Raw genomic sequence first — 25,744 nt, forward strand, 5'->3', positions numbered from 1 at the left:
CTCCCGGAAAGGGGCGGTCAGTCGGACGCGACGATCAGCAGCCTGGTCGGGGCGGTGCCGCCCGGCGCGGGCAGCCGCAGCGGTTCGCGGCCGGGGGTGATGCTGCCGAGCACCGAGGCGTGCCGCGCGCCGGTGCCCGAGGGCAGGGTGCCCGGCAGCCCGTGCACGGTCAGGTAGCCCAGCAGCGCGAACGCCAGCGCCTCCTTGGCGTCCGACGGGACACCCACCTCGTCGCTGGACGTCAGGTCGACGCCCGGCAGCTCGTCGACGAGCATGCCCATCAGCGTCGGGTTGTGCGCCCCACCGCCGGAGACCACGAGCCGGGTGACGCCGTGCGCCCGGCAGGCGTCGGCCACCGTCACCGCCGTCAGCCGGGTGAGCGTGGCCAGCACGTCCCGCGAATCCGGGGTGGGCACGTCGGCCAGGGCGGCGAGCAGGTACGGCAGGTGGAACAGCTCCTTGCCGGTGCTCTTCGGGCCGGGCAGCCGGTAGTACGGCTCGTCGAGCAGCCGCCGCAGCAGCGCCGGGCTCACCTGCCCGGCGGCCGCCCCGCGCCCGTCCCGGTCGTACTCCTCGACGCCGCCGCTGAAGTGGCGCACGGCGGCGTCGAGGAGTGCGTTGGCCGGTCCGGTGTCGAACGCGAGAGGGTCGGCGTCCGGCGCGACGACCGTGATGTTGGCGATCCCGCCCAGGTTGAGGGCGGCCGGGATGCCCGGCAGGCCGCGCAGCAGCAGCGTGTCGAAGAGGGCGACCAGCGGCGCGCCCTGGCCACCGGCCGCGACGTCGCGGCTGCGCAGATCGGCCACGACCGGAAGTCCGGTGGCCTCGGCGATCCAGGCCGGCTGACCCAGTTGCAGGGTGCCCCGGACCGTGCCGTCCTCGACCCAGTGGTGCATGGTCTGGCCGTGTGAGACGACCAGGTCGGCCCGCCCCTCGCACAGCTCGGCGAGGGCTCGCGTGCCGGCCTCGGCGAACGCCTGGCCGATGCCGGTGTCCAGCACGCAGATCGCCTCGGTGCTGGTCGGCGCGGGTGGCAGGGCGGCGGCGATCCGGGCCCGCAGCTCGTCCGGGTACGGGTGGCTGAGCCGGCCCAGCGGGCGCATCCGAAGGGTGTCGCCGTTCAGCTCGAACTCGGCGGCGGCGGCTTCGATGCCGTCGTAGGAGGTGCCGGACATCAGGCCGATCACGCGCATGGCGGTCTCCCTCATGCCCGGCCCACGGGTGCCGCCGTCGTCTCGTCGTCATCGTCGACGCGGCTGTGGTCGTACGGCGTCGGGGCCGGGTGGAACCAGCTCGACACCGCGCCGACGGCCAGGGTGATCAGGACGCCGATCGGCACCAGCCACTGGGCGGCGATGGCGGTCGCGGTGGTGGTGCCGGCCGTCGTCACATCGATCTTCACGTAGCGGACGATGTAGGTCATCACCGCGATCGTGACCAGGAAGGCGATTACCGCATCGACCTGGTTGGCCCGCTTGACGAGGCGGCCGAGCAGGAACGCCCCGAGCAGCGCGCCGTAGGTGTAGCCGGCGATGGTCAGGCCGGTCAGGTAGACGTTCCCGGTGCTGGAGCTGAACGCGCAGGCGAAGATCGCCATGAACACCGCCCAGACCAGGGTCATCACCCGGGCGAGCCGGAGCATGGTGTCGTCCGACGGTACCTTCTTGAAGAAGCTGTGGATGAAGTCGGCGACGGTGGAGTTCGACATCGAGTTCAGCGCCGACGACAGCGACCCCATCGCCGCGCCGAGGATGCCGGCGACCAGCAGGCCCGAGATGCCCACCGGCAGGGCGTGCAGGATGAAGTTCGGGTACAGGTTGTCGGTGCTGTTCAGGCCCAGCTCCTTGAAGGTCTGGCCCTTGTTGTACGACCACAGCAGCGCGCCGACCAGCGAGAACGCCGCGAACTGGATGACCACGAAGATGCCCGAGGAGACCATCGCCAACTGGCCCTCGCGCAGCGTCCGGGTCGACAGGATGCGCTGGACGATGAGCTGGTCCGACCCGTGGCTGGCCATCGCGAAGATGGCGCCACCGATGATCGCGGTCGGCAGGGCGAACGGGCTGGTGAGCACGTGCGCGAGGTCGAAGTTGGTGTCGAAGAGCTGGAACTTGCCGGCGTCCAACGCCTGCGAGTAGCCGTCGAGCCCGATGGCGTGGCTGAGCACCGCGATGGCCAGGATCGCCCCGCCGAGGTACAGGCCCATCTGGATGGCGTCGGTCCAGATGACCGCCTTGATGCCACCGAGGTAGGTGTAGACCACCGTGATCAGCGTCAGCACGATGATGATCGCCTGGTAGCCGACGTTCAGCCCGAACTCGTCGAGGAGCAGCTTGATCGGGATGGCCGAGGCGAACAGTCGTACGCCTTCGGCGAGCAGGCGGGTGAAGACGAAGGTGATCGACGCCAGGCCCTGGAGTTTCAGGCCGAACCGCTCACCGAGGTACTGGTAGGCGCTGACAAAGCCACCCCGCTTGTAGAGCGGGATGAGCACCGCGGCCACGATCACGCGGCCGATCACGTAACCGAGGGCCAGTTCGACGTTGCCGAAGCCCTGACTGCTGTACGCGCCGCCGGGCACGCTGATCACGGTCAGGACACTGGTCTCGGTGGCGACCACGGAGAACGAGACGGTCCACCAGGGCAGTTTTCCCTCGCCCACGAAGTAGTCCTTGGACGACTTCTGTTTACCGGACAGGCGTAGTCCGACGGCGGCGATCACCACGAGGTACAGCACGATCACGACAAGGTCGAGTTGACGCACGGTTCACTCCCAACCAGCGGGGTTGTCAATAAGTGACGTTGGCCCACACTAACCCGAAACTTTTTGCCAGTGCCCGTCCGGTCTGGTTACGCTGTGGTCTCAGCCTGCCGATACGGGGCGGACGCGAGGCCCAAACGGTGCGTTGCCGGCGGATTCTCAACGATCTGGCGCGCGTCGCCGAACTGGTCAGGGAGCACTCGCCCGGTCGGCGACTGAGTCACCAGCGAGAGGAACGAACACCCCGTGGACCTCAGCACCCTCGGCACCGAGACCCGCAACGACAAGACCACCGACCTCGACCGCATGTCGCCCACCGAGATGCTCCTCGCCATGAACGACGAGGACCACACGGTCGCGGACGCCGTCCGCCGGGCCGTGCCGGACATCGCGGCCGCCGTCGACGTCGTCGTGGCATCGCTGCGCCGAGGCGGCCGGTTGATCTACCTGGGCGCCGGCACCAGCGGCCGGATCGGCATGCTCGACGCCGTCGAGTGCCCACCGACCTTCGGTACGCCGCCCGAGCGGGTCGTCGGTCTGCTCGCCGGTGGGGCCGGCGCGTTCGGCGTCGCCGTCGAGGGCGCGGAGGACGACCCGGACCGTGCCGTCGCCGATCTCGACGCGATCGGGGTCAGCGACCGCGACACGGTGGTGGGGCTCGCGGCCAGCGGTCGTACCCCGTATGTGGTGGGTGGGTTGGCGCACGCCCGCGCGCGGGGGGCGAGCACCGTCTCCGTCGCCTGCAACACCGACGCGGTGATCAGCCGGCACGCCGACGTCGCCATCGAGGTGCCCACCGGCCCCGAGGTGCTCACCGGCTCGACCCGGCTCAAGGCCGGCACCGCCGAGAAGCTCGTCTGCAACATGCTCTCGACCGCCACGATGGCCCGGCTCGGCAAGGTCTACGGCAACCTGATGGTGGACATGAACGCCACCAACGCCAAGCTCGTCGACCGGGCGCGTCGCATCGTCGCCGAGGCCGCCGACACCGATCTCGACACGGCCGCGGAGGCGCTGGCCGCGGCGCACGGCCACGCCAAGACGGCCATCGTGCTGCTGCTCGCGCACTGCACCGCCGAGGAGGCCGCGGCACGGCTGCGCGAGGCCGACGACGACGTCCGGGCGGCCGTCGCGGCCTGACCGGCCGTCGCGCCGGGGCGGTCAGCGGTTGACGTACGCGGCGAGGCCGCCGAGCTCCTCGCTGGCGATGAACACCGACCGCACGTTGAGGATGGCCTCCTCGACGTGCGTGTCGCAGCCCCAGGCCGAGTCGCCCCACGAATCGGCGATCTTGATCCGGGCGGGTGCGGAGCAGCCCTGGACCCCGCCGAGCTGGCAGTGCTCCGGATGCGGTCGGGCGGCCTGGGCGGCCGCGGCGTTACGCATCCGCTCGGTGAGCTCGGCGGCGGCCGCCGCTCGCTGCTCCGCCTCGGCGCGCAACTGCCGCTCCGCGCGTACCGCCCTGGCCAGCTCCTCGTGGGCTGCCCTGGCGCGCGCCTCGGCGGCCGTCTTCGCCTGCTCGACGTGGTGACGCTCGATGGCCAGGGCCGCGGTGTCGGCGAAGACCCGGGCCAGGGCCAGGTCCGTGTCCTGCGGTACGCGCGGCGTGCGGTGGTACATGGCGAAGGTGCCCAACAGGCCGCCGTCGCGGGCCAGGATCGGCATCGACCAGCAGGCGGCGAGGCCGGCGCGCCCGGCCAGATCCCGGAAGTCCGCCCAGAAGGGGTCGGTGTCGATGTCGGTGACGATGACCGGCTCCCGCCGGTACGCGGCGGTGCCGCACGAGCCGACACCCTCGCCGGTGGCGATCCCGTCGATGGCCTGGTTGTAGAACTCGGGCAGGCTCGGCGCGGCCCCGTGGCGCAGGTGCCGGCCGTCCTCGTCGGCGAGCAGCACGGAGACGAGCACCTGCTCGGGCGTCAGATCCTCGATGCAGCGGGCCATCCCGTCCAGCACCTCGGTCAGCGGCGCCTGACGGGCGATCTGCTCCAGCAGCGCGCGGTGCTCGGCCATCAACCGCTGGGCGTGCTTGACCTGGGTGATCTCCACGCCGATCACGCGGATGCCGGTCACCGTGCCGTCGGCGTCGCGGCGCGGCTCGTAGGTGAAGTCGAAGAACGCCTCCCGCGCGTGCGGCCCGACACCCAGCACGATCCGCGCGTCCCGGCCGGTGTACGGCTCGCCCGTGCGGTAGACCTCGTCCAGCAGGTCGAGGAAGCCCTGACCGGCCAACTCGGGCAGCAGCTCGGCGACCGTGATCCCGGTGCGCGCGCGTTCCGAACCGATGGCGGCGAAGAACGCCGGGTTCGCCGCCTCCACCAGGTGCGTCGGCCCCACCAGGGACGCGAACACCGCGATGGACTGCCCGAACAGCGTCCGCAGATCCTCCTGCGCCACCTGTCCGGCGTCCGAGGACCGTACGGCGGTCGCCCGCTGGTTCGGTACCGCCGTCATACTGTGGTCGCCTCTCTCCGGTACGGCTTCCGTCGCTGCACCGCTGGATCGCGGTCCGCTCACCCTGGCCAGGATACGAAGAGGGCCGCGAAGCCGCCGGGCAGGGCGCGGATCAGTCGCTCTCGTCCACGAACTTGTAGTAGCTCATGCGGAACCGTTGCAGCAGCGCGCGCATGAACTCCGGGCCGGCCTCCGGCGACACCCGCTGTGCGCCGGCCGGCACGCCGTTGTCGTAGAAGTCCTGTGCGACTGCACCCCACTCCGGATCGAGAATGGTCAGCGACACCGGTTGGCCGGGCTGCCAGTTGAACTCGGCCACCCGACGATTGGTGTGCTGGGCGAACGTGTACAGCGCCACCCTGGTCGCCGCCTGCTCGGTCATGCCTGCCTCCTGGTTCACCACGGCTCACTCACCACGGGCTCGGCGGGCGGAAGGCGTTCCACGCCTCGCCCGTGATCGTGCCCCGGGCACGGATCTCGTTGAAGCGGTCCATCGCACCGGACAACGCCTGCTCACTCAGGCCGGTGCCGCGCAGCCGGTCGGCCAGCACCGCCGGGTCGGTGTCCTGGAGCCGGGCCATCGTCTCCGGGCTCAACGGCCGGTTCATCTGCTGTGTCACGAAGTCCGAGCGCAACGGCTCGGCGTTCGACTCGGGGAACGAGTAACCGTGGTCGATCGCGACCAGGCGACCGTCGGGCCCGGTCAGGTAGTTACCCATGTGCCGGTCGGTGTTTCCGCTGATGTAGTCGAGGACCGCCATCCGCTCGCCCTCGGCGGCCGAATAGGAGTTGGTGGGGCGGCCCGGGCTCGCGTTCTCCACGAACTCCTGCATCGACCCGGCCCCGTGCGGTCCGTCCCAGCGCGCCGTCGTCGGCACCAGGCCGAAGCCCAGATCCTCGTCCAGGCGCGAGGCGGCGACCTCACGCGCGGCCAACTCGTTCTCCGGGATGGTGGAACGCACCTGGACGAACTCGTTCTCCGGCACGTTCGGCTTGTAGACGCCGTGCGTGCCGTCGGTGAACGTGACGTCGTACGCGTCGTTGACGTGTCCGCCGGGGTCGAGTTCGGTCATGCTGTGCACCTCCCTGCCGAGCAGCCGCAACTCGGCCTCGCTCGCATGATCGGGCATCAGCGGATCGGCGTTGGAGGCGGAGTCCGGTGCGGCACTCCCGTCGGGGTCCGTCGGCTCTTCACCACCGTGCGACGTGCCACCGTCGTGCGACGTGCCACCGTCGTGGCCCGGCCCGCTGCCGCCGGGCCCACCACCGCCGGGTCCGCTCCCGCCTGGTCCGCCGCCGCCGGGCCCACCACCGGCTGGCCCTGGCTCGCGATCGACGTCCGGTGGCCAGTCGTCCTGCCGGGCCCACGGCGGCGGCTGGCCGCCGCCCGCCGGGTCGGTGTAGCCGCGCGCGCCCGGACCGGGGGCCGGCATGTCGGTGGAGCGCGACCCGCCCGGGGTACGCCGCAGGCCCCGCAACGCCGTGCGCAGAGCGTCGAGTAGTTCGCCGAGCTTGGAGAGGATCGGCCGCAGACGGCTGACGCTGCGGGCCAGCGCCGTGAGGAGCCCGGAGACCTTGGCGGCCCACTTGGCGACGAGCGAGGAGACCTGCGCGGCGACCAGGGGAGTGGCCGTGCCCAGGGTCAGGCCGGCCTCGGCGAGCCACACCCACAGCCGGACGGCGAGGACCGAGACGAAGTCGGCGATGAGGTCCCGGACCAGTTCCCGGACCAGCGCCACCAGCAGGCCCGCGCCCTCGACGACGGTGCCGATCAGATCGGTGGCGTCCGCCAGGCCGGCGAGGTGACGCAGGTGCTGGTCGCTGTAGCGGCGGTACGCCTCGGACGCGGGGCCCGTCCAGGTGGCGATCTCGGTGCGGACGGCCTCGGACAGGGCGAGGGCCTGGTCACTGACCTGCCGGGAGACGTTGTGCCACGTCTGCGCGTACGCGGTGATCTGGTCCGGGTCGCCGGCCAGCCAGTCGAGGGCGTCGGAGAGCGGCTTGACGTGCTCGATGAGCCAGGCCACGCCCCACGAGACGATCGACCCGATCGGGTCGACGCAGGTCGCCAGCACCTCCATCGACGTACCGAAGCCGCCGATGGTCAGGTCGACCCAGGAGCCGCTCTCGATGCCGTTGCGCAGGTCGACCAGGCTCTCGACGAGACCGAGGCCGCTGTACGAGGTGGTGGTGTCCTGTCGGGCGGCGATCAGCGGGTTCGCCACGTCGGTGCTCACCGGTGCATCCGCCCGAGGGAGGCGGAGATCGTCGCGTCGGTGTCGTGGTAGGCGTCCACCGTCTCGTCGAGCGCCCCGGCCGCGCTGTGCAACGCCTCCTGCGCCGCCGCGAGCGCCTCGGTGGCCGGGCCCTGGAGGAAGTCCAGCAGGAAGGGGAGCGCCTGGCAGACGGGCAGGTGCCCGTACGCGCCGGCGCCCATCCGTACGTACGCCGCCGCGTCGTGTGCGACGCCGATCCCCGTGGAGATCCGGTCGACGGAACGGGCGTGCGTGGTCACCGCCGCCGTGGTGACCTCGAAGCCGGCTGCCTCAGCGCCCACGGTCACCCCACCGGCCGTACCCCTGCTCGTCCTCCTCGGGCACCTCCGGGAAGCGCGACTCGTAGCTGCCCACGACGGCGCGGGCGGTCTCGGAGTCGGCGCCCACGGTCTCGGCGGCCGCCTCGGCCACCTGTGGCGCCAACCCGCCCTGGGCCCGGCGCATCACGGCCAGCACCTCGGCGGCGATCTCGTCCGCCCGCCAGCGCAGCACCCGGTCGTCGAGCCGCAGGTCGGTCATGGCGCCGGAAGCGGCGACGGTGACCTGGACCGCGCCGTCCGCGCCCTCGGCGGTCGCCGACATCGCCGCCACGCGCTCCGACAACTCGTGCGCGCGGGCGGCCCGCTCGGAGATGCCCGCCGCCCAGGAAGCGACGAATTCTTCGGTCGCCGCGCCGAAGTCCGCGTTCGGGAACTGCGCCATCAGACCTCCCCCGGGTGACCACCGCCGGCCGCACCCGGGATGGGCCCGAGGCGGCGCAGCCAGCACACGATACGCCCTCACCCTCCGACGTGGAGCCCGCGCCGGCCGCCCGAACGGCGACTCCCGGCCGCTCGGGTGAGCGGCCGGGAGCCATCGCTCGAGGGGACGGGTCGGGCGTGGACCCGCTACCCGCTCAGCCGCGGATCCACTGCTGGTTGCTGCCGCCGGTGCACGTCCAGATCTGCACGGCGGTGCCGTTGGCCGTGCCCGCGCCGTTGACGTCCAGGCAGAGCCCCGAGGCGACGCCGGTGATCGTGCCGTCGCCGTTGACGCGCCACTGCTGACCGCCGCCGCCGTTGCAGGTCATGATCCGCGCGCGGCTCCCCGTCGAGCTGCTGGCCACGTCGAGGCACTTGTTGCCGTAGACGGTGAGCTGGTTGCTGCTGGTGAGCGTCCACTGCTGGTTGGCGCCGCTGTTGCAGTCCCAGATCTGCACGACCGCGCCGTCGGCCTGGCTCTGGCCGTTGACGTCCAGGCACCGGTTCGAGCCCGCGCCCCGGATCGTCCCGGTCGCACCCGGCTCACCGGAGTTGCCCACCGGCGTGACGGAGAGGTTGTCGAATTGGGCGCTGACTCCCTGACCCGTGCCGTACCCGATCTGACCGGCGACCCAGGTCGAGTCGGAGACCGTGCCGACGGTGGTGCCGTCGATGCTCGCCGTGAGGGTGCTGCCGTTGAGCGTCAACGCCAGGGTGTGCCAGCGCCCGGTGCCCAGCGCCGAGGTGTTCCCGCTGGCCAGCGTGCGCCAGTTGCCGCTGGTGTTGTTGCTCCGGATCGACCACGCGCCACCGTCGGTAACCCGGAAGTAGTAGCCGTTGAGGTTCTGCGGCCCCTGGTGGTTGTACGTGTTCGCCCGCCCGATGAGCTGCGCGTAGCCGGACTTCTCCAGCATGACGTCGGAGGAGAGCGTGTAGTTGCGCCAGCTCAGGTCACCCAACAGCGTGTACGGCTCGGCCTGGCCGGACGTCCAGAAGATTGGCGTCTGCTCCGACATCTGACGGACGCACCGACCCGAGTGGCCGCCCCCGCAGGTGGCGATCTCGAACGAACCCTGCTGGTCCATGAGGTACTTGGCCTCACGCCCGACGTCGTAGCTGTCGAACGTGTCGCTGTACGGCAGCTTCAGGGTGCCCTGCGCCGGGCTGGTCGCCGTGCTCTTGCCCTGCCCGCTGGTGGTGGTGATGCTGTAGACGTAGCCGGGCTGGACGGTGAGCGAGAAGCGGCCGCCGCTCGGCGTGAGGTCGCTGCCCCGGACGAAGTGGTCGGCGGTGTTGTTCGACCTGACGTTCGTCGACCAGACGTGGACGGTGCCGGTGGACAGTCCGCCGGTGACGGTGAAGTCGAGGGTCTGCGCCGATCCGGCGTCCATCGTCTCGATGATGGTGCTGTAGTCGCTGTTGTTGGTGGACTTGAGCGACACGTAGCTGCCGTTGTTGCGGTTGCCGCCGAGGTAGCCGCTCGATCCGTCGAGGTAGCGCCAGCCCGGTGCGGTGAACTGCGTGGTCTGCGCCATCACCCACGTGCTCTTGCCGATCGAGTACGCGCCGGACCAGGGCTGCTGGGCCACCGCCACGCCCGTGGTCGCCCACGGGATGTTGGGGGTGATGGCGGCGATGGCGGGCCAGTTGATGTAGCCGGTCATCTTGCCGTCGATGTAGCCACGGTTGATGCCCCGGGCGAGCGCCTGCGCTCCGGCGTTGTAGTCGTCGGAGCCGTTCTCGCTGGCCCAGAGCGCCTTGCCCGTGGAGATCGCGTTGTTCGAGCTGGGGCAGCTGCTCTGGGCGCTGCGGTAACCGCAGACGTAGTGGCTGCCGAAGACCTGTACGGCGTTGGCGAAGGCCGGGTCGCGCAGCGACTCGTCGGCGGCGCCCCAGCCGAAGTCGTCCGAGGCCACGATCTTGACGTTGCTGTAGCCACGGGAGTTGAGGGTCGAGCGGAGGTTCTTGTACCAGGTGGCGTTGTAGCCCTTCTCGTTCCACCCACCGAGGTAGTTGATGGTCAACCCGTGGGTGCCCGCGCAATCCAGCCAGGCGACCAGGTACTCGATCGAGTCGTTGGACCAGAAGTTGCCGTTGCCGATCCAGCCCGGTGCTCCCCACGCCAGGCCCGCCAGGGCGATGTTGGGGTTGCGCGTCCGCGCCTGCTCCATGAGCCACCACTCGTAGCCCCGGTTGCAGTTGATGCTGCCCCGGGTGTGCTCGTGGCTGGGCTCGGCGCCGGAGGTCGAGTTGGTGTCGCCGCCGATCTCGGTCTTCAACAGCTGCATCGCCGCGCCACGGCCCGGCTTGAACAGGTAGTCCAGGATGTCGCTGCGCTGCGGTTCCGGGTAGTCGATCAGCAGCCGGCTGTTGCCACCGCCGCCGCTGACCGCGCCGATCCCGTCGAGCGCCCTTCCACCGGATCCGCCGTTGACCGTGATGGCGGTCGCGGCCTGAGCGGGGGAGGCGACGGCCGTCAGTACGGCTGCCGCCCCGACGAGCGCCCCCACCAGTGCGGCCGTTAACCGACGTGGTCGTCGCGTGTGTCGCCATGACCGGCGTCGTGCCGCCTCGCCAGCACCGCGCCGCCGACTCTCTCTACCGAACATCTGATTCGCCTCCCGGACCGTCCCGACGCCCGAAGCCGTACGGCAGGTTGTCGGGCTGTCGCAAGGCACTGGGGCCGATGATCGAAGATCGTTGATGAGTAGACGTCATATGTTAAGCACCGCATAGATCGACGGTCAATGCCACGAGCGCGCCCAATTGCCGCCATTTGCATCGACGGACTTCGAGTGGCAGCAGAGAAAGATTCGATGAATGCCGTCTGTTGATGCCGTGCCGGGGTGACTCGGCGGCGGAGCCGGACGGTTCCGCCGCCGAGCCGGACCGTGGTGCGGCAGCACCACGGTCCTACCGTCGCTCGACCGTCGGGCTCAGCTTCGGGTCCACCGCTGGTTGGCGGCGCCGTTGCAGTCCCGGATCTCGGCACGCGTGCCGTTGGCGGTCCCGTTGTTGACCAGGGCGAGGCACCGACCGGACCCGACCCCGGTGATCGAGCCGTCGGAGTTGAACCGCCACCGCTGGTTGGACTGGCCGTTGCAGTCCCAGATGATCACCGAGCTGCCGTTCGCCGTGGCAGCGCCGTTGACGTCGAGACACTTGCCGCCGAACACCCGCAGTTCCTGCGCCGCCGTCGAGGTCCAGCTCTGGTTGCTCTGGCCGTGGCAGTCCCAGATGATCGCCGCCGAGCCGTTCGCCTGCGAGGCGCCGTTGACGTCCAGGCAGCGGCCGGAGGCGGTGTTGCGCACCGCCGACGTGCTGCTCGGTGGCGGGGTGGTCGGATTGCCGGTGGGCGACACGGTCGGGCTCGGCGTCGGGTCGGTGCTGCTGAACTGCGTGAAGAACCGCCACACCTCGCCCTTGGTCCAGGTCCGCGCGCCGCTGTCCCCGCCGCCGTCCACCGGGCCGGGGGTGTGCCCGCCGTCGAAGGCGGCCCAGACCACGGGATAGCCGGACCGGCAGCCGGAGTACGTGGTGGTGATGTGGGTCAGGCTGCCCGCTCTCGGCTCGGGTGGGCTCTGTGCCGTGCATCCGTTGTTCCGTACGAACGTGTCCCGCAGGGACCGCCCGGCGGAGATGTTGAGCACCGGGTCCCCGATGCCGTGGATGCCCATGTACGCGATCGGCTGGGTGCCGCCGCCGCAACCGCTGAGCTGGCCGCCGGAGTAGACCGCGACGGCGCGGAAGACGGTGGCGCGGGAGCAGGCCAGCGAGTAGCTCATGCCTCCGCCGTAGCTGAAGCCGAGCGCGAAGAGCTGCGACGTGTCGACGCAGAGGTCGGCCTCGATCAGGCTGATCATGTTGTCGACGAAGGTGACGTCCTGGCCGCCGGGGTTGGCCCAGCCGTTCCCGTTGCCCTGGGGGGCGACGAAGATGGTGCTGTTGTTGGCCTGCTGGCGCAGGCCGTAGTAGGACCAGGCCGCACCGTCCGACCCGCCACCGTCGACGTCGTTCATGGTGCCGCCGTTCCAGTGGAATCCGAAGATCAGCCGGTACGGGTGGTTCCGGTCGTAGTTGTCAGGGATCCGCAGGATGAAGCTACGGTTCTGACCGCTGCTCTGGATGGATCGTTGACCGCTGGTGAGCGTGGGCGCCTTACCGCACCCGGCGGTTCCTGCGGCCGCTGCGACGTTCGCGGCCGACGCGGTGGTGCTCACTCCACCGGTCACTATCGCCGCACCCACGGTCGCGACGACGAGCGCCGCCGTCGCAAGAGAACCGAGGATGGGTCTACGTCCTGTCATGATGGGCTCCCGCCAATCGGCACGAAGTGATAGGTGAGGGGATCCACGGCGACCACGACACGCCACCGCTCACCGCTGCCGACGCCGCTCGGCGCGGACGAAACCCCGATGCGGTGTGCCCACGGACCGACCGGCTCGTCGTCACGGGTCTGCACCGCTGGTACCGCCGCCCAAGCGGGACCAGAGGGTCGTCGAATCGTCGGTGGCCACGTCGTACGCCCGAACGCCACGCCCGGCCGTCGATCGGAGCAACCGGTCCACGGCCGAATCGATTCGGCCCCGACGCTAGAACTGGCAGTGAAATATGTCAATGCTGTGTCGAGTGGGTTGCGGCCCGACGCGAGGGGCCGGCGCTACGGCGCTGCTCGTACCTCGCTGAGGTTCTTGGTGATGCGCAGCAGCACCTGGTCCGGTGGTCCGTCGACGAAGGTGGCCGCGTCGGAGAGCGCGGCGATCAGCGGTAGTCCACGGCCGCCGATGGTCAGCGGCGCGGGAAGGTCGGCGTCGAGCTTGGCGGCGTCCGGGGTGCTGCCCCGGTTGCCGACCTCGATGACACAGACGTCGTCGTCGATGCTGATCGTGAGGTCGACGGCGCTGCTGGGATCGGCGTGGATCACCGCGTTCGAGCACGCCTCGCTGATCAGGACCGCCAGGTTGGCGCGAACGTCATCGCCGATGTCGGTCAGGCTCAGCAGGGTGGCGAGTATGTGCCGGGCTCGGGCCACCGCCGACGGCTGGCGCGGGAGCGACACCATCATGCCCACCCGCATCGCTCAGCCCCCTCCCAGACCCGTGCGTCGCCAGCCCGGATCACCCTGTCATACCCACGGCCGGGTGCCCCGATACCCGTGCCGCCACGATGGATCGGGAACCTTCGGAAGGCGGTCGGTGTCGGCATCTGGCACGGTAGGGGGCGAGCAGGCACCGCACAGCGGGTCGGCGCAGCGCACGTGAGGGGGAGTGGTGGATTTCGCGTTGGCAACCCGGCGAGGGCGGGTCGGCACGGTGGTGGAGGTCGCCGGCGATCTGGACATGAGCACCACGCCGCGTCTGCGGGAAGGGCTGCTGGAGGCGGTCGAGAGCGGCGCCCGGGTGGTGGTGGTCGACCTCGCTGCCGTCGGGTTCATGGACTCCAGCGGCCTGGGCGCACTCGTGATCGCCTACAAGGCGATGCGGGCGCGGGACGGCTGGCTCGGCCTTGCCGGAGTCCAGCCGTCGGTACGCAAGGTGCTGTCGATCACGTCGGTGGATCGGGTCATCGAATCCTTCGACACCGTGCAGGACGCCGAGGAGGCGTCCCCGGCGGCGTCCTGAGCGTCGCTTCAGTGGGTGCTGGCGCGGGCGATGTCAGCGCCGGCGGCGGTACGGCGTGGCCCGTGGCCCTCGTACCAGTCGATGATGAGCAGGGTCGCGTCGTCGGCCAGCACCGGGCCGGCCGTCGCCAGCACCTTGTCCGAGAGCGCCCGGACCGCCTCGCGCGGGTGCAGGTGGGCGATCTCGAGCAGCGCCGCACCCAGGTCCAGGTCGGCGGCATTGCGTTCGCGCATCCCGTCGGTGACGATCACCAGCCGGTCGCCGGGGAGCAGGGAGGTCTCCCCGCTGCGGTAGCGCTCCTCGGGGAACATGCCCAGCGGGAAGTTGCTGGGCAGCTCCACCGGTGCGACCCGGCCGCCCCGGACCAGCAGCGGCGGGACGTGCCCGGCGTTGAGAAGCTCGCAGCGACCGGTACGCAGGTCCAGCCGGCCGAGTACGGCGGTCACGTACGCGCCGGGCACGTTGGCGTGCTCGGCGACGGCCCGGCTGGCCTGGTCGGCCTGCGCGACGAGGCTGTCGCCACGACGGCGGGTGTTCCGCAGGCTGCCCACCCCGAGGGTGGCGGTCAGCGCGCTGGCCACGCCGTGCCCCATCGCGTCGGTGACGCTGACGTGCAGCAGGTCCCGGGCGAGGCTGTAGTCGAAGGTGTCCCCACCGACACTGGCCGCCGGTTCCAGCCAACCGGACAGCGCGAAGGCGCCGGCCTCGCACGTGAACGCGGCGGGCAGCAGGCGCCGCTGGATCTCCGCGGAGAGGGTGAACGGGCTGCTGCGTTGACCCCACTCGAACAGGTCGGTGTGCCGGCGGTTGGCGATGACCACGAACGCCAGCGCGTGCGCGGTCCGGGCGATCTGGGCGATCACCGACTCGTCCGGCTCCTGCGGAAGGGCGATCTCCAACAGGCCGATGGCCTCGCCGCGTTCGGTGACCGGCGCCAGCACAGTCCACCGTCCGTCGCCCGGGAGCACCTGGGTGCTCTGCTGACGAAGGACCTGCTCGCGGGGGCCGCCGTCGAACGGCAGGACCTCGGCGGCCTCCTCGTTCTGGCGACGGCCGGGACCGCCGGGGGTCGGTTGGTGGGTGAGCCGGACCAGCGCGCGACCGCTGAGGTCTGCGATCAGCAGCGAGACACTTGACGCGTGCAGCGCTGCGGCGATGGTGCCCGTGACCGCCTCGACCGCCTCCACCGGGGCGGCGTCCTCGGCCGCCTGCAACACCCCGGTCAGCACCGCCTGCCCTCGCTCGTCCACCCGTCGAGCATAAGCAACCGCTCGCCGGGCCGGGTGTGCTGCCTCGGCCCTCGGGGTGCCGTTCAGGCCCAGCGCACCACCTCGTCATGCCCGAGTCGGGGCAGTCGGGCGCATTCATCGCTGAGTGATCACACAACTACTTGTCCGGCCGATGCAACTTCCCGGTACGCCGGTTCCGTTCTACCTCCGTCACGAGGAGGCAGTCGACGTGAAAGCCGAAGACGAGCAGGCATTCCGCGAGTTTGTGACGTCAGAGATGGCGTCACTGCGCAAGCTGGCGTACGTGACCTGCGGCGACTGGCACACGGCGGAGGACGCCGTCGCCAACGCGCTGGTCAAGCTCTACCCGCGGTGGCGCAACCTGGACCGACCCGATCTGTACGTCAAGACCATGGTCTACCGGGCCGCGATCGACGAGACCCGTCGGCCGTGGCGGCGCGAGCGACCGACCGGTGACGCCATGCCGGACGTGGTGGTGCGGGATCCGGCCGCCGCGACCGACGAGCGGATGCGCCTGCGGGTGGCGCTCGACGCGGTGCCGGCCCGGCAACGGGCCGCGGTCGTGCTCCGGCACTACCTGGGTCTGAGCCTGGAGGACACGGCGGGCGTCCTCAACTGCACGGTCGGCGCGGCCAAGAGCCAGGCCTCGCGGGGCCTGGCGAAGCTGCGCGAGTCACTCGCCGGCGAACGCGTCAATCTCACCGGGAAGCCGATCGAGGAGTGGACCAATGCAGTTGCGTGACCTGGTGGACACGGTGACGAGCGACGAGCCGCCGATGGCCCGTACCGTCGACGACATCATCGCGTTGGGGCGGCGGGCCGAGCGGCGTCGCCGCGCGGGGTTCGCGTCGGCCGGCGCGGCGGGCCTGGTCGCGGTCGCGGTCGCCGGCGTGCTCGTCCTGCCCGCCCTCAGCGCCGAGAAGAAGACCACGCCGGCCCCGGCCGGCGTGACGATGTCCACGCCTGGCCAGGTTGCGTGGTCCGACGCCGAGCCGTTCACCTTCACCTTCAGCGGGTACGACGCCGGCACGCTGCACGTGCAGGACCCGATCGTCGCGTCCACCGCGTACCAGATCGCCTCCGTCTACTCCGACGGTCACGACTCGAACGACCGGCCGGTAAGCGAGGAGGAGGCCGATCCCCCGGGCGTCGGCACCGAGATGGAGAGCAAGAAGGGGGCCGCCGACGACAAGCCGAACCTGTGGGCATACCTGACCGTCTACCGACCGGGCGCCTTCGACGCCACCGGCATCAAGGGCGGCACGAGCGTCACCGTGGCGGGGCGCAAGGCCCTGCGGGCGACCCTGCCGGTCGGCCTCGACCCGCGCAACGAGCCGGACACGCGCAACAAGCTGTTCGCCTGGGAGTACACCGACAACGCCTGGGCCGTTGTCACGTCGGTCTCCACGGACGAGGCCACGCCGAGCTTCGAGGACCTGGGCGGCCTGGTCGAGGGCCTGAAGCCCAGCCGGCCGACGCCGGCCCTGGTGCCGTTCACGGTGGGCTACGTTCCGGCCGGTTACCAGCCGCTGCAGATCGGCACGCACGCCATGCCCGGCCTCAGCGGCATCGCGGCGGCCCGCGCGGGTGACTACGGAGGGGCGACGTACACCAGGCCCGCCGCGCCCACCTCGGGTCTGACCGCGCCCTACGACTCGGCCGAGGACGGCATCGAGAACGGGTTCCACATCTTCGTCACCCCGAACACCAGCTCGAACCAGTCGCCCGAGCCCGGTGCCACCAGGTGCTACGGCGCGTCCGAAGCAAGCGGCCGGAACGCCGACGGCGGCTTCTGCAACATCTGGAGCGCCGACGGCAGGGTGGTCCTCCAGGTCAGCTCCGCGGGTCTCGGTGCCCGGCTGCCCCGGGCCGAGCTGGAGAAGATCGCCAAGGGGATCACGGTGGCTGACGTCCGCAACGAGTCGACCTGGACCCCCGCCGCGACGGCCCTTCGTCCGTAGCCGTTGTTCCGCCGCGCCCCGGCGGTGACCGCACGTCCGGATGCGGTCACCGCCGGGGTCAACTCGTATCAGACGTTCGGTGCGTCCCGGGCCTCGGCGCTGGGCAACTCCTACCGGTGTTCGACGCGGTACGCGCCGTCGCTGTTCGCCGCGCGCTCGCCGAGGTCCTTCCAGGCGCCACCGTCGAGCCCGAGAACATCCAGGAGGTACGCGGAGACGGCGTCGGCGACGAGCGCCACGCGCGCCGGGTCCTCGTCGGTGGTCTCGGCGACACTCTCACCGGCGATGCCACCGAGGGTGTGCTGACCTTCGGCGATGGTCAGCATGCTCTTGGGCGCGGGGCTCAGGTGATAGGCATCGGTGAACCAGTCCGGCCCGCGGGTGGACATCGCCGATTTGTCCTCACCACCCGTGATGACGAGAGTTTGCGTGGTCATGGTGGAGTAGTCAGGTCGCATGAATGGCAGGTGCTCGGCCGCGAACGGGGTGAGGCTGTCGCCGGTGCCGGTCGCCGCGATGAGGACCCCGGCCCGGACCGCGTGGTGCGAGAAGTCCTCGCCCGGTGTGCCGTCAGCGTCAAGCACGCGAGCGCCCAGGAGGGTGCCGACCGTCTGGCCGCCCCAGGAGTGCCCGACGGCGGCTACCCGCCCCTCGTCGACGCGGCCGCGCAGGCCCGCCTGGTCGAGGATGTCCCCGAGGTTGTCGAGGACCGCGTGCAGGTCGGCGATCCGTACGCGCCAGATCGTGCCGAACCGTGGGTCGTCGAACCCGATGCCGTTGCGCCGGGAGTCGAGGTGGGTCGGCTGGACGACGACGAAGCCGGCCGCCGCCCAGCGGTCGACGAGCGGTTCGTAGCCATCCATCGACCAGGCGTTGCCGTGCGAGAAGACGATCAGCGGGAGGTCCCGGCCGGACTCCGGCGCGGTGACCTTGACCGGTAGGTCGATGCCGCGTCCCTCGGTGGGCACTCGGATGGGCTTGATCGCGACGAGTCGCTGTGTGGCTTGTTCGGTATGCATGGTGCGGTGCTTCCTCTGCGTGAGGTCGGTCTGCCGTGATTTAGCGGAACGCTGTTCCGTTAACCGTAGCGGAACAATGTTCCGCCAACAAGGCGGGGCTGGTCGGCTGCCGCCGCTGGTCCTGGCCGGTGAGTCGCTTGACCGCCTTGGCTAATACCGCTAGCCATCAGGCTATGAATGATAGCCGGGGTGTCGTCGAGGAACGCGAGCCGGTGGTCGTACGACCGGAAGTTTCGCGCACCTTGGCAGCGGCGCGCGCCTCCGCTACCTTCATGGGAACGCTCCCATGAACTTAGATACATCGATGTGATCAGGAGGAAACACGACGTGGCTATCCTCTCCCTCCGGCGACGCAGATCCACGGCCCTCAGCGTGGCCGCGGTCGCGGGCGCTGCCGCCGCCGGCGTATGCCTCGCCGTCAGCAGCGCGTCTGCCGGCACGATCTCCGGGCCGCTCTACCGCGACCCGAGTTCGGCGGTCGTACGCTGGGTCGCCGCAAACCCCGGTGACTCGCGCGCCGCCGTCATCCGCGACAAGATCGCGAGCCAGCCGCAAGCCCGCTGGTTCGCCAACTTCAACATCTCGACGGCGCAATCCGAGGCCGCCGCGTACGTGGGCGCCGCCAACGCCGCGCAGCAGATCCCGGTGCTCGCGATCTACCAGATCCCCAACCGGGACTGCGGCGGGGCCAGCGCCGGTGGGGCGCCGGACCTCAACCAGTACCAGACCTGGGTGTCCAACTTCTCGCGGGGACTGGGCAACCAGACGGTCATCATCATCCTGGAGACCGACTCGCTCGCCCTGCTGACCTGCCTGAACAGCAGCGAGATCAACGCCCGCAGCCAGGCGATCTCGACGGCCACCCGCACCCTGAAGTCGGCCAACCCCAACGCCAAGGTCTACCTCGATGCCGGCCATTCCACCTGGAACAGCGCGGGTGAGACGGCCAACCGGCTGCGGGCCGCCGGCGTGCAGTACGCCGACGGCTTCTTCAGCAACGTGTCGAACTACAACTCGACCTCCAGCGAGGCCAACTTCGGTCGAGCGGTGATCTCCTCCCTCAACGGCATGGGCATCTCGGGCAAGCGCCAGGTGATCGACACCAGCCGCAACGGTGGCGCCAGCGGAGACTGGTGCGGCGACGACAACACCGACCGGCGTATCGGTATGTACCCGACGACGAACACCGGCGACAGCAACATCGACGCGTACCTTTGGGTGAAGCCTCCGGGCGAGGCGGACGGCTGCCGCTACACCGCCGGTTCGTTCCAGCCCGACCTGGCCTACAGCCTGGCCAACGGCGTGCCCAACCCGCCCACGACGGCCCCGCCGACGACCCCGCCGCCGACGTCCGCCCCGCCGACCACGCCGCCCCCGACCACGCCTCCGCCGACGACCCCGCCGCCCACCACGCCCCCGCCCACCACGCCGCCGCCGACCGGTAACGGCTGCTCCGCTTCGGTGGCGCTCAACCAGTGGTCCGGTGGCTTCACGGCGAGCGTGACGGTCACCGCCGGTTCCGCGGACATCAACGGCTGGACGGTGACCATCACGCTGCCCAGCGGCGCCGCGGTCACCGGTGTCTGGAACGCGCAGGCCAGCGGCACGAGCGGAACCGTCCGGTACACCAACGTGAGCTACAACGGACGCGTGGGCGCCGGGCAGTCGACCAACTTCGGCTTCCAGGGCACCGGCACCGGCCCGGGCGCGACGGCCAGCTGCGCGGCCGCCTGACCCCAACCGAAGTCACGGCCCGGCGCGGAGGACCACCTCCGCGCCGGGCCGGCACCATCGGGGGTACGGGGGCCGCACCCGGCCAGCGGCGGAGCGACGATTCAGCGATCGGCACCGTACGGCGGCTCGCTGCCCGGGACTCAAGCATGAGCTGCGGACTGTCCGATCGGTCGCGGGTCGGGATCGCGACGGGCCGTTCCGTTCGCTCGTCTTCGCCCACGGGACATCTCGTGGCCGGCGAGCAACGCCAACGCGACGGCCGTCAGCAGGCCACCGAACAACGGGACGACACGCACTCCGGCCGTCGCGAGCAGGCCCGCTCCGATGAGCGAGCCCGCCGCGAGGCCGACGTTGAACGCGACGCTGAGGCTGGCCGACGCCATGTCGGTGGTCGACGGGGCGACCTGCATGATGCGGTGCTGGATCCCCGCGATCAGTGAACTGAACGACATCCCCGCCACGGCGAGCAACGGGATCGCCGCCACCTTGCTCGCGCCGATCCCGTAGAGGCCGAGCATCGCGGCGGTGAGGAGCCCGAGCAGGCCCAGCACGACACCGAGCGGAAACCGGTCCAGAACCCGACCGACCGCCCAGGTGCCGACGACGCCGAACGAGCCTTGAACGAAGAGCAGGACGCCGAGAGACGCGGTGGCGAATCCGCTCACGTCGAGGAGGAAGACGGTCATGTACGTGAAGGCGCCCATGGCGCCGGTGACCGCGAAAATGGTGGCGACGAGGAGCACGACGAAGCGCCGACGGTCCGGCATCGACCCGATGTCTCCCGCACTCTGTCGCGGTGTGACACGCGGCAGGAGCAGGGTGATCGCAAGGCAGATGGCGAAGCCGAGGACGGCCATCGCGGCGAAGGCGGCCCGCCACCCGAACTCCCCGCCCAGCCAGGTGCCCAGCGGTACGCCCAGGACCGGCCCGAGCGCGTTACCGATCGAGAGTCGAGCCACGACGCGCCCTCGAACGTTCGCCGGAAACATCGAGATCGCTACGGGAAACACCACTGCCCAGAAGACGCCGTTGGTGGTGGCGGACACCAGTCGCGCGGCGAGGAGCACCTCGTAGGAGTCGGCGAAGGCCGACACCGTCGTCGCGGCGGCGAAGACACCCAGGGTGCCGGCTAGTAGTGGACGCCGTGGCACTCGCCGGGTGACCCGGGTCAGCGGCAGGGCCACGATCGTGACCACGACGGCGTACCCGGTCACCAGCAGGCCGGCCTCGGACCTGGAGCGTCCCAGGTCTGGCGCGATCAGCGTGAGCAACCCGATCGGCAGAACCTCGGTGGTGACGTAACAGAACGTGGCGGCGGACAAGGCGACGAGGGCATGGACCGCGCGTCGAGGGTGCGCCATCGGCTACCTCCCAATCCTCACAGGTCGTCATTTGATTCCAGCTAACCATGCTTAGGCGGTAGCGTGAAGCCATAGACGCTCTCTGTTGTCGCAGGGCGAGGGAGTGAGGTCGCACGTAGGGCAACCGTCTTAATATGTATAGGTGGTAGCCTCATCGGCATGCCCCTCGATGTGTCCGAGCTACCGTTGGTCGGCGGGCACCCGGCGCTCGACCTGGTCAACACCCTTGAACGAGGCGGCAACTCGCCGCCGCACGACTTCCTGTCCGACAGCTCCGCCCTGCTGAGCTGGTCGGTCCGGGTGGGGATGATCAGCGACGCGGAGGCCGACCAGGTCGACCGGGCGTGGCACGACGAGCCGGCGGCGGCGCACGCGGGGCTCACCGCCGTGCGGGACATCCGTGAAGGACTCCACCTCGTGCTGCTCGCGGCCATCACCGACGCGGCCGGTGACACCGACGCGGCCGGTGACACCGACGCGGACGGTGACACCGTCGCGGCCGGTGCCGCGCTGGTCGGACTGCACGAGCGTTGGTCGGGCGCGGCCGCGCGCGCGAGATTGGTGCTCGGCTCGTCGCAGGTGCGGCTGGCCTATGGCACGGTGCCCGCCATGTTGGTGCCCGACCGGACCGCCGAGGCCGCCTTCGACATCATGCTGACCGCCGATCTGACCCGGGTGCGCCGCTGCCCGGTGCCTGAGGGTGGCTGTGGCTGGCTGTTCCTCGACCAGAGCCGCAACGGTTCCCGTCGCTGGTGCCGCATGGCTGACTGCGGCAACGTGGTGAAGGCGCGACGGCTCACCGAGCGCCGCCGGGCAGCCCGATCCTCGCCCTCGTAGGCATCGGTCGACGGGCCATGCGCCGCAGCTGCGCGGCCCGTTGGTCGGCCTCGCCATGCGGTGCCTACCACTGCCAGGGAGTGGTTGGCGCAGGCAGGGCTGGCAATACTTCGAGTCATGAACGCGAGAGGACAGCTCGGCGACTTCCTCCAGGCCCGGCGCTCTCAGCTGCGCCCGGAGGACACTGGCGTGCCGACGTACGGTGAGCGGCGGCGCGTTCGCGGACTACGCCGGGAGGAACTGGCCCTGTTGGCGGGAGTGAGCGTTTCGTACTACTCCCGGTTGGAGCAGGGCCAGGCGGTGAACGCCTCTCCTGAGGTGCTCGACGCGCTCGCCCGGGCGCTGCGGCTCGACGACGCGGAACGCCGCCACCTCGGCGAGCTCGCGGCGGGAACCCGCCGCCGGCCCGCCGCGCGTCGCCCGACTCCGGAGCGGGTGAGCCCAGCGGTCCGCCAGCTCGTCGCGGTGCTCGGGGACGTACCGGTGGTGGTGCTCGGCCGCCGGGCCGACGTGCTGGCCTGGAACACCGCAGGCCATGCCCTCTTCGCCGGCCACCTGCCTCGGGAGATCCCCGAGCGGCCGGGCCAGTACGTGAACATGGCGCGGCTGGTGTTCCTGGACGCCCACACCCGCGACCTGTATGCGGACTGGCCCACCAAGGCCCGCGCGGTGGTGGCGACGCTCCGGATGGCCTCCGGGCAGCACCCGGACGATCCGCTGATGGCCGCGCTGGTCGGCGAGCTGACGGTACGGAGTCCGGAGTTCGCCACCAGGTGGGCCGACCACCGCGTGAAGGCCGGCGGCGACACCGTCTACCAGATGCGTCACCCGCTGGTCGGCGCGATGGACGTGACGCAGCAGACCCTGCGTACCGAGGACGGCCAGACCGTCGTGGTCGCCACCACCGAGCCCGGCTCCGCATCCCACGCCGCGATGACGTTGCTCGTGCACGGTGCCGTCACCACCCGTGCCGGCGCTGTCCAGCCGGCTGCCCTGCGCGACTGACACCACCGCTCCGACGGTGTAGCGTCCACCGCCACCCTGCCGCGCCGCTGATCCGTCCCCGTCGGTCAGGCCGCGCCCCGGTCGACCAGGCTGAACGTCGTGTCGATCGGGGCGTCACCAAGATGCTCGACGTAGATCGCTTTCTTGGTCGGGCTCCACTGCACCACCCCGTACTCGTCACTGATGATCGAGTAGGAGGTGCGTCCCTTGTCGTCCTTGCCCTCGCGGGACAGCGCGAACACGGTTGCGGCGGAGGCGTAACACTCGGCTCCCACCAGCGACGCGTACTGCTTTGAATCGATCTTGACCCCGAGGCACGGTCGGTGGCCGATGTCCGGATTCAAGGACTTGATCATGAAGTCGACCCCGACCGGCTCGAGCACGAAGAGCGCGTCCTTGCCGGTGCCGTCGCCGGTCTCGAGCTCGCCGTGGAACGGCAGCTTCAGGTCCCGGTCGATCTCCACCAGGTGCAGCAGGATTCGCCGCTGACCGGTGAGTATCGCTTGGGTCGGGTCCGTGCTCCTCGACGCTGACGGGGTGGGCGTGCCCGAGGTGGCCGTGGACGCGGTGGTCGCCGGTGCGCTCGCCGCCGGGCTGCCGGTCGACGTCGAGCCAACGTGATCCGGTTCGGACCCGCCGTCGAGCAGTCGCGGGCCGAACACGGAGGCGGACACCAATACCGCGATCACCGCCGCGGCTGCTCCCCCCGCAGTGAGCCAGCGACGCCGGCCCCAGCCCGGGCGACCGGCGGCGGCGAGACCCGGTGGCGTCGACCGCCCGTCCTGGTCGGTACCACCCGCGGCCGCCGGCACACTCGCCGCCGGTGCCGCGCCCGGAAGGTGGGCCGACTCCCCAGCACCTCCCGCGTACCCCGCCGTCAACAACCCGTCGAGCAGGTCGCGGGCGGTGGGACGAGCAGCGGGGTCCTTCTCCAACGCCCGGGAGACCAGCTCCCGCAGCGGCCCACCGAGTCCGGTCAGATCCGGCGGTTGAGTCAGGATCCGCATCGCGGTGGCGGTAGCGGAGTCGCCCCCGAACGGGTTGCGGCCGGTCGCGGCATGGGCGACCAGGGCACCCCAGGCGAAGATGTCCGCAGCCGGGCCCACCGGATGACCAGACGCGGTGTCCAACCGCTCGGGAGCCATGTACGAGACGGTTCCAACCATCTGGTCGGTCCGGGTGTGCTGGCTCGTCGCCTCGAACGCTCGGGCGATACCGAAGTCGATGACCTTGATTCCACCCGGCGCCACCAGGACGTTCGCCGGCTTCAGGTCCCGGTGGATGACCCCGGCGCTGTGGATGGCGGTGAGCGCGGTAGCCACCCCGACCGCGATGCTGTGTAGCTGCGCCGCCCCCAGCGGCCCCCGCTCCCGGAGCACCTGGGCCAGGCTGGGGCCCTCGACGTACTCCACCACCAGGTATGGCGGGTCGTGGTCCGGGTCCGCGTCCAGAACCTCGGCGGTGCAGAACGGTGGGACCTGGCGCGCGCGGTTCACCTCGCTACGGAATCGGCCCCGGAACTCCTCGTCGTGCGAAAGTTCCGGACGGACGACCTTGACCGCCACCCGCCGTCCCTGCGGCGAGCGGGCCAGGAAGACAGTTCCCATGCCACCATCGCCGAGCCGGTCCAACACGTCGTAACCGCCGAGGCGGGCCGGGTCACCGGGACGCAGCCCGACGTTCACGCCCGATGCCCGCAGACCGCGACCACCACGCGAACCGTTCCGCCTATCACCCGTTCCCCTTAGGTCAGTCGGACGCCGACCGCAGCCTATCGTCCGCCCACCCAACGTCGTCGATGCCATCCACGTCCGGGCAGAGCCGGGGTGTCTCGGGTGTGGCCACCGCGGCGAGCGGCCGAATCAGCCGATGCCGTCGACCGCGGGCCCTGTGCGGCTCGCGTAGAGACTCCTCCAGCGGATGCTAACCGGGGTGACCCGGTGCCAACGCGGGTCACCGCGTCGACCGCCGGTCGCAAACCGGGATTCGTGTGCTCCATCTATGGTCCTGGGCTGGGCGAACGCGGGTCTGGGGAACGCGGGCGAAGGTGGGCAACTCCCTGCCACCCCAGGTGAACCCCCAGGTCGCTAGACTGTGCCCTCGCGCCCTCGTAGCTCAGGGGATAGAGCATCGGTTTCCTAAACCGTGTGTCGCAGGTTCGAATCCTGCCGGGGGCACCAGGCGAACATAGATCACCTGATCTTGCGCACAGGCTCGCGCTCCTGCCGCGGCCTCAAACGAGGTCCCTCGGCTCAAGTACGGCGAGCCTCAGAGCGAAAAGTGCGGTACGGGGCAAACCGTGCCGGTACCGCCACTACGGGGATGCGGCAGCACCGGCGCGGCGTCTTCACGCGGGCGGGGAGGCGCTCGCGTTCGGACGAAGGACGGCGCAGGTTTGCAAAGCCTTCTGCGTGACCGCATCGGTACCGGTCGGCTGGCCGTCAGTCAGCGTGACCCCGTTCTCTTTGAGGCAGTTCTCGTAGGCGGCGTTCCGCCCCCTCGCGCCGGGACGGTTGCCGTTGCCCGTGCCGGCGGTGGGACGCAGTGAGGAGCATGCTTCCTGCGCCTTCTGCCAGGTCGCGTCGTCGACGCCGGCGGGCTTACCGAATCCTGCGCCACCGAAAGCGGCGCCTCCACGCGGCCCCGCACTACCGGACGGTCGAGGGGTCGCGGCTCGGGACGGGCGTGGTCCTCGAGAGGCGCCGGCAGAGGGCCACGAACGCGG

Annotated in this window: 21 protein-coding genes and 1 tRNA gene; 8 read left to right on the top strand and 14 right to left on the bottom strand. The window is 70.7% G+C overall.

Annotated elements, in window-relative coordinates; translation table 11 throughout:
- Positions 1-17: 17 nt before the first annotated feature.
- Positions 18-1,193: an anhydro-N-acetylmuramic acid kinase gene (locus ACQP0N_RS03195; RefSeq protein WP_433117429.1), complete on the bottom strand. Its 1,176-nt coding sequence runs from the start codon at positions 1,191-1,193 to the stop codon at positions 18-20.
- A gap of 11 nt (positions 1,194-1,204) precedes the next feature.
- Positions 1,205-2,764 carry a sodium:solute symporter gene (locus tag ACQP0N_RS03200; RefSeq protein WP_433117431.1) on the bottom strand — a complete coding sequence of 520 codons (1,560 nt, stop codon included), beginning with the start codon at positions 2,762-2,764 and terminating at the stop codon, positions 1,205-1,207.
- A gap of 243 nt (positions 2,765-3,007) precedes the next feature.
- Between ACQP0N_RS03200 and murQ the strand changes: the two genes are divergently transcribed.
- Positions 3,008-3,901: an N-acetylmuramic acid 6-phosphate etherase gene (gene murQ, locus ACQP0N_RS03205; RefSeq protein WP_433117433.1), complete on the top strand. Its 894-nt coding sequence runs from the start codon at positions 3,008-3,010 to the stop codon at positions 3,899-3,901.
- Between the two features lie 21 nt (positions 3,902-3,922).
- Here the strand turns inward: murQ and ACQP0N_RS03210 are convergent, their stop codons facing one another.
- From ACQP0N_RS03210 to ACQP0N_RS03245, 8 genes are all read right to left on the bottom strand, one after another.
- The gene (locus tag ACQP0N_RS03210) at positions 3,923-5,215 is read right to left on the bottom strand and encodes a GAF domain-containing protein (protein WP_433117435.1); all 1,293 of its coding nucleotides are present in this window, start codon (positions 5,213-5,215) and stop codon (positions 3,923-3,925) included.
- A gap of 112 nt (positions 5,216-5,327) precedes the next feature.
- Positions 5,328-5,597 carry a hypothetical protein gene (locus tag ACQP0N_RS03215; protein WP_433117437.1) on the bottom strand — a complete coding sequence of 90 codons (270 nt, stop codon included), beginning with the start codon at positions 5,595-5,597 and terminating at the stop codon, positions 5,328-5,330.
- A gap of 28 nt (positions 5,598-5,625) precedes the next feature.
- On the bottom strand, positions 5,626-7,452 hold the full coding sequence (locus ACQP0N_RS03220; protein ID WP_433117439.1) for a hypothetical protein: 1,827 nt from the start codon (positions 7,450-7,452) through the stop codon (positions 5,626-5,628).
- The gene (locus ACQP0N_RS03225) at positions 7,449-7,772 is read right to left on the bottom strand and encodes a hypothetical protein (protein ID WP_433117441.1); all 324 of its coding nucleotides are present in this window, start codon (positions 7,770-7,772) and stop codon (positions 7,449-7,451) included. Before ACQP0N_RS03225 ends, ACQP0N_RS03220 begins: the two co-directional genes overlap by 4 nt.
- Complete coding sequence (locus ACQP0N_RS03230) at positions 7,762-8,193, bottom strand: YbaB/EbfC family nucleoid-associated protein (protein ID WP_355049081.1); 432 nt, start codon at positions 8,191-8,193, stop codon at positions 7,762-7,764. Before ACQP0N_RS03230 ends, ACQP0N_RS03225 begins: the two co-directional genes overlap by 11 nt.
- A 193-nt stretch (positions 8,194-8,386) precedes the next feature.
- The gene (locus tag ACQP0N_RS03235; RefSeq protein WP_433117443.1) at positions 8,387-10,840 is read right to left on the bottom strand and encodes a ricin-type beta-trefoil lectin domain protein; all 2,454 of its coding nucleotides are present in this window, start codon (positions 10,838-10,840) and stop codon (positions 8,387-8,389) included.
- Between the two features lie 327 nt (positions 10,841-11,167).
- The gene (locus ACQP0N_RS03240) at positions 11,168-12,538 is read right to left on the bottom strand and encodes a ricin-type beta-trefoil lectin domain protein (protein WP_433117445.1); all 1,371 of its coding nucleotides are present in this window, start codon (positions 12,536-12,538) and stop codon (positions 11,168-11,170) included.
- Positions 12,539-12,891: 353 nt separating this feature from the next.
- Positions 12,892-13,308, bottom strand: coding sequence for an ATP-binding protein (locus tag ACQP0N_RS03245; protein ID WP_433117447.1), 417 nt, complete (start codon positions 13,306-13,308; stop codon positions 12,892-12,894).
- 205 nt (positions 13,309-13,513) lie between these two features.
- On the opposite strand from ACQP0N_RS03245, the gene ACQP0N_RS03250 reads away from it, so the two are divergent.
- The gene (locus ACQP0N_RS03250; RefSeq protein ID WP_433117449.1) at positions 13,514-13,852 is read left to right on the top strand and encodes an STAS domain-containing protein; all 339 of its coding nucleotides are present in this window, start codon (positions 13,514-13,516) and stop codon (positions 13,850-13,852) included.
- Between the two features lie 8 nt (positions 13,853-13,860).
- Here ACQP0N_RS03250 and ACQP0N_RS03255 read toward each other — a convergent pair whose 3' ends face one another.
- A complete protein-coding gene (locus ACQP0N_RS03255; protein WP_433117451.1) occupies positions 13,861-15,102 on the bottom strand; it encodes a PP2C family protein-serine/threonine phosphatase in 1,242 nt (413 codons plus the stop codon).
- Positions 15,103-15,310: 208 nt separating this feature from the next.
- On the opposite strand from ACQP0N_RS03255, the gene ACQP0N_RS03260 reads away from it, so the two are divergent.
- Both ACQP0N_RS03260 and ACQP0N_RS03265 read left to right on the top strand, forming a co-directional pair.
- Positions 15,311-15,844, top strand: a complete 534-nt coding sequence (locus ACQP0N_RS03260; protein ID WP_433117453.1) for a SigE family RNA polymerase sigma factor — start codon at positions 15,311-15,313, stop codon at positions 15,842-15,844.
- Positions 15,831-17,063 (top strand): hypothetical protein, encoded by a 1,233-nt coding sequence (locus ACQP0N_RS03265; protein WP_433117455.1) that lies wholly within the window; start codon positions 15,831-15,833, stop codon positions 17,061-17,063. The genes ACQP0N_RS03260 and ACQP0N_RS03265 overlap by 14 nt, the downstream gene beginning before the upstream one ends.
- Positions 17,064-17,173: 110 nt before the next feature.
- Here ACQP0N_RS03265 and ACQP0N_RS03270 read toward each other — a convergent pair whose 3' ends face one another.
- Entirely contained in the window at positions 17,174-18,082 is a 909-nt protein-coding gene (locus tag ACQP0N_RS03270; protein ID WP_433117457.1) for an alpha/beta hydrolase family protein, read from the bottom strand.
- A gap of 327 nt (positions 18,083-18,409) precedes the next feature.
- On the opposite strand from ACQP0N_RS03270, the gene ACQP0N_RS03275 reads away from it, so the two are divergent.
- Positions 18,410-19,816 (top strand): glycoside hydrolase family 6 protein, encoded by a 1,407-nt coding sequence (locus ACQP0N_RS03275; protein WP_355049070.1) that lies wholly within the window; start codon positions 18,410-18,412, stop codon positions 19,814-19,816.
- A 140-nt stretch (positions 19,817-19,956) separates the two neighbouring features.
- On the opposite strand, the gene ACQP0N_RS03280 is transcribed toward ACQP0N_RS03275, so the two are convergent.
- Positions 19,957-21,177 carry an MFS transporter gene (locus tag ACQP0N_RS03280; protein ID WP_433117460.1) on the bottom strand — a complete coding sequence of 407 codons (1,221 nt, stop codon included), beginning with the start codon at positions 21,175-21,177 and terminating at the stop codon, positions 19,957-19,959.
- Between the two features lie 159 nt (positions 21,178-21,336).
- Between ACQP0N_RS03280 and ACQP0N_RS03285 the strand changes: the two genes are divergently transcribed.
- Both ACQP0N_RS03285 and ACQP0N_RS03290 read left to right on the top strand, forming a co-directional pair.
- On the top strand, positions 21,337-22,014 hold the full coding sequence (locus tag ACQP0N_RS03285) for a CGNR zinc finger domain-containing protein (RefSeq protein ID WP_433117462.1): 678 nt from the start codon (positions 21,337-21,339) through the stop codon (positions 22,012-22,014).
- A gap of 117 nt (positions 22,015-22,131) precedes the next feature.
- Positions 22,132-23,019 (top strand): helix-turn-helix transcriptional regulator, encoded by an 888-nt coding sequence (locus ACQP0N_RS03290; RefSeq protein ID WP_433117464.1) that lies wholly within the window; start codon positions 22,132-22,134, stop codon positions 23,017-23,019.
- Between the two features lie 65 nt (positions 23,020-23,084).
- Here ACQP0N_RS03290 and ACQP0N_RS03295 read toward each other — a convergent pair whose 3' ends face one another.
- The gene (locus ACQP0N_RS03295) at positions 23,085-24,704 is read right to left on the bottom strand and encodes a serine/threonine-protein kinase (protein ID WP_433117466.1); all 1,620 of its coding nucleotides are present in this window, start codon (positions 24,702-24,704) and stop codon (positions 23,085-23,087) included.
- A 419-nt stretch (positions 24,705-25,123) separates the two neighbouring features.
- Here ACQP0N_RS03295 and ACQP0N_RS03300 point away from each other — a divergent pair.
- Positions 25,124-25,199: transfer RNA gene (locus ACQP0N_RS03300), tRNA-Arg, on the top strand.
- Positions 25,200-25,744: the final 545 nt, after the last annotated feature.

The organism is Micromonospora sp. CA-246542 (genome assembly GCF_050942905.1).
In the GTDB taxonomy this organism is placed as follows: Bacteria; Actinomycetota; Actinomycetes; order Mycobacteriales; family Micromonosporaceae; genus Micromonospora.

Coding starts and splice junctions, on each gene's coding strand:
- ACQP0N_RS03195 (WP_433117429.1), bottom strand. CDS start 1,193: ATGCGCGTGATCGGCCTGATGTCCGGCACCTCCTACGACGGCATCGAA.
- ACQP0N_RS03210 (WP_433117435.1), bottom strand. CDS start 5,215: ATGACGGCGGTACCGAACCAGCGGGCGACCGCCGTACGGTCCTCGGAC.
- ACQP0N_RS03215 (WP_433117437.1), bottom strand. CDS start 5,597: ATGACCGAGCAGGCGGCGACCAGGGTGGCGCTGTACACGTTCGCCCAG.
- ACQP0N_RS03230 (WP_355049081.1), bottom strand. CDS start 8,193: ATGGCGCAGTTCCCGAACGCGGACTTCGGCGCGGCGACCGAAGAATTC.
- ACQP0N_RS03235 (WP_433117443.1), bottom strand. CDS start 10,840: ATGTTCGGTAGAGAGAGTCGGCGGCGCGGTGCTGGCGAGGCGGCACGA.
- ACQP0N_RS03240 (WP_433117445.1), bottom strand. CDS start 12,538: ATGACAGGACGTAGACCCATCCTCGGTTCTCTTGCGACGGCGGCGCTC.
- ACQP0N_RS03245 (WP_433117447.1), bottom strand. CDS start 13,308: ATGCGGGTGGGCATGATGGTGTCGCTCCCGCGCCAGCCGTCGGCGGTG.
- ACQP0N_RS03265 (WP_433117455.1), top strand. CDS start 15,831: ATGCAGTTGCGTGACCTGGTGGACACGGTGACGAGCGACGAGCCGCCG.
- ACQP0N_RS03270 (WP_433117457.1), bottom strand. CDS start 18,082: ATGCATACCGAACAAGCCACACAGCGACTCGTCGCGATCAAGCCCATC.
- ACQP0N_RS03280 (WP_433117460.1), bottom strand. CDS start 21,177: ATGGCGCACCCTCGACGCGCGGTCCATGCCCTCGTCGCCTTGTCCGCC.
- ACQP0N_RS03285 (WP_433117462.1), top strand. CDS start 21,337: ATGCCCCTCGATGTGTCCGAGCTACCGTTGGTCGGCGGGCACCCGGCG.
- ACQP0N_RS03290 (WP_433117464.1), top strand. CDS start 22,132: ATGAACGCGAGAGGACAGCTCGGCGACTTCCTCCAGGCCCGGCGCTCT.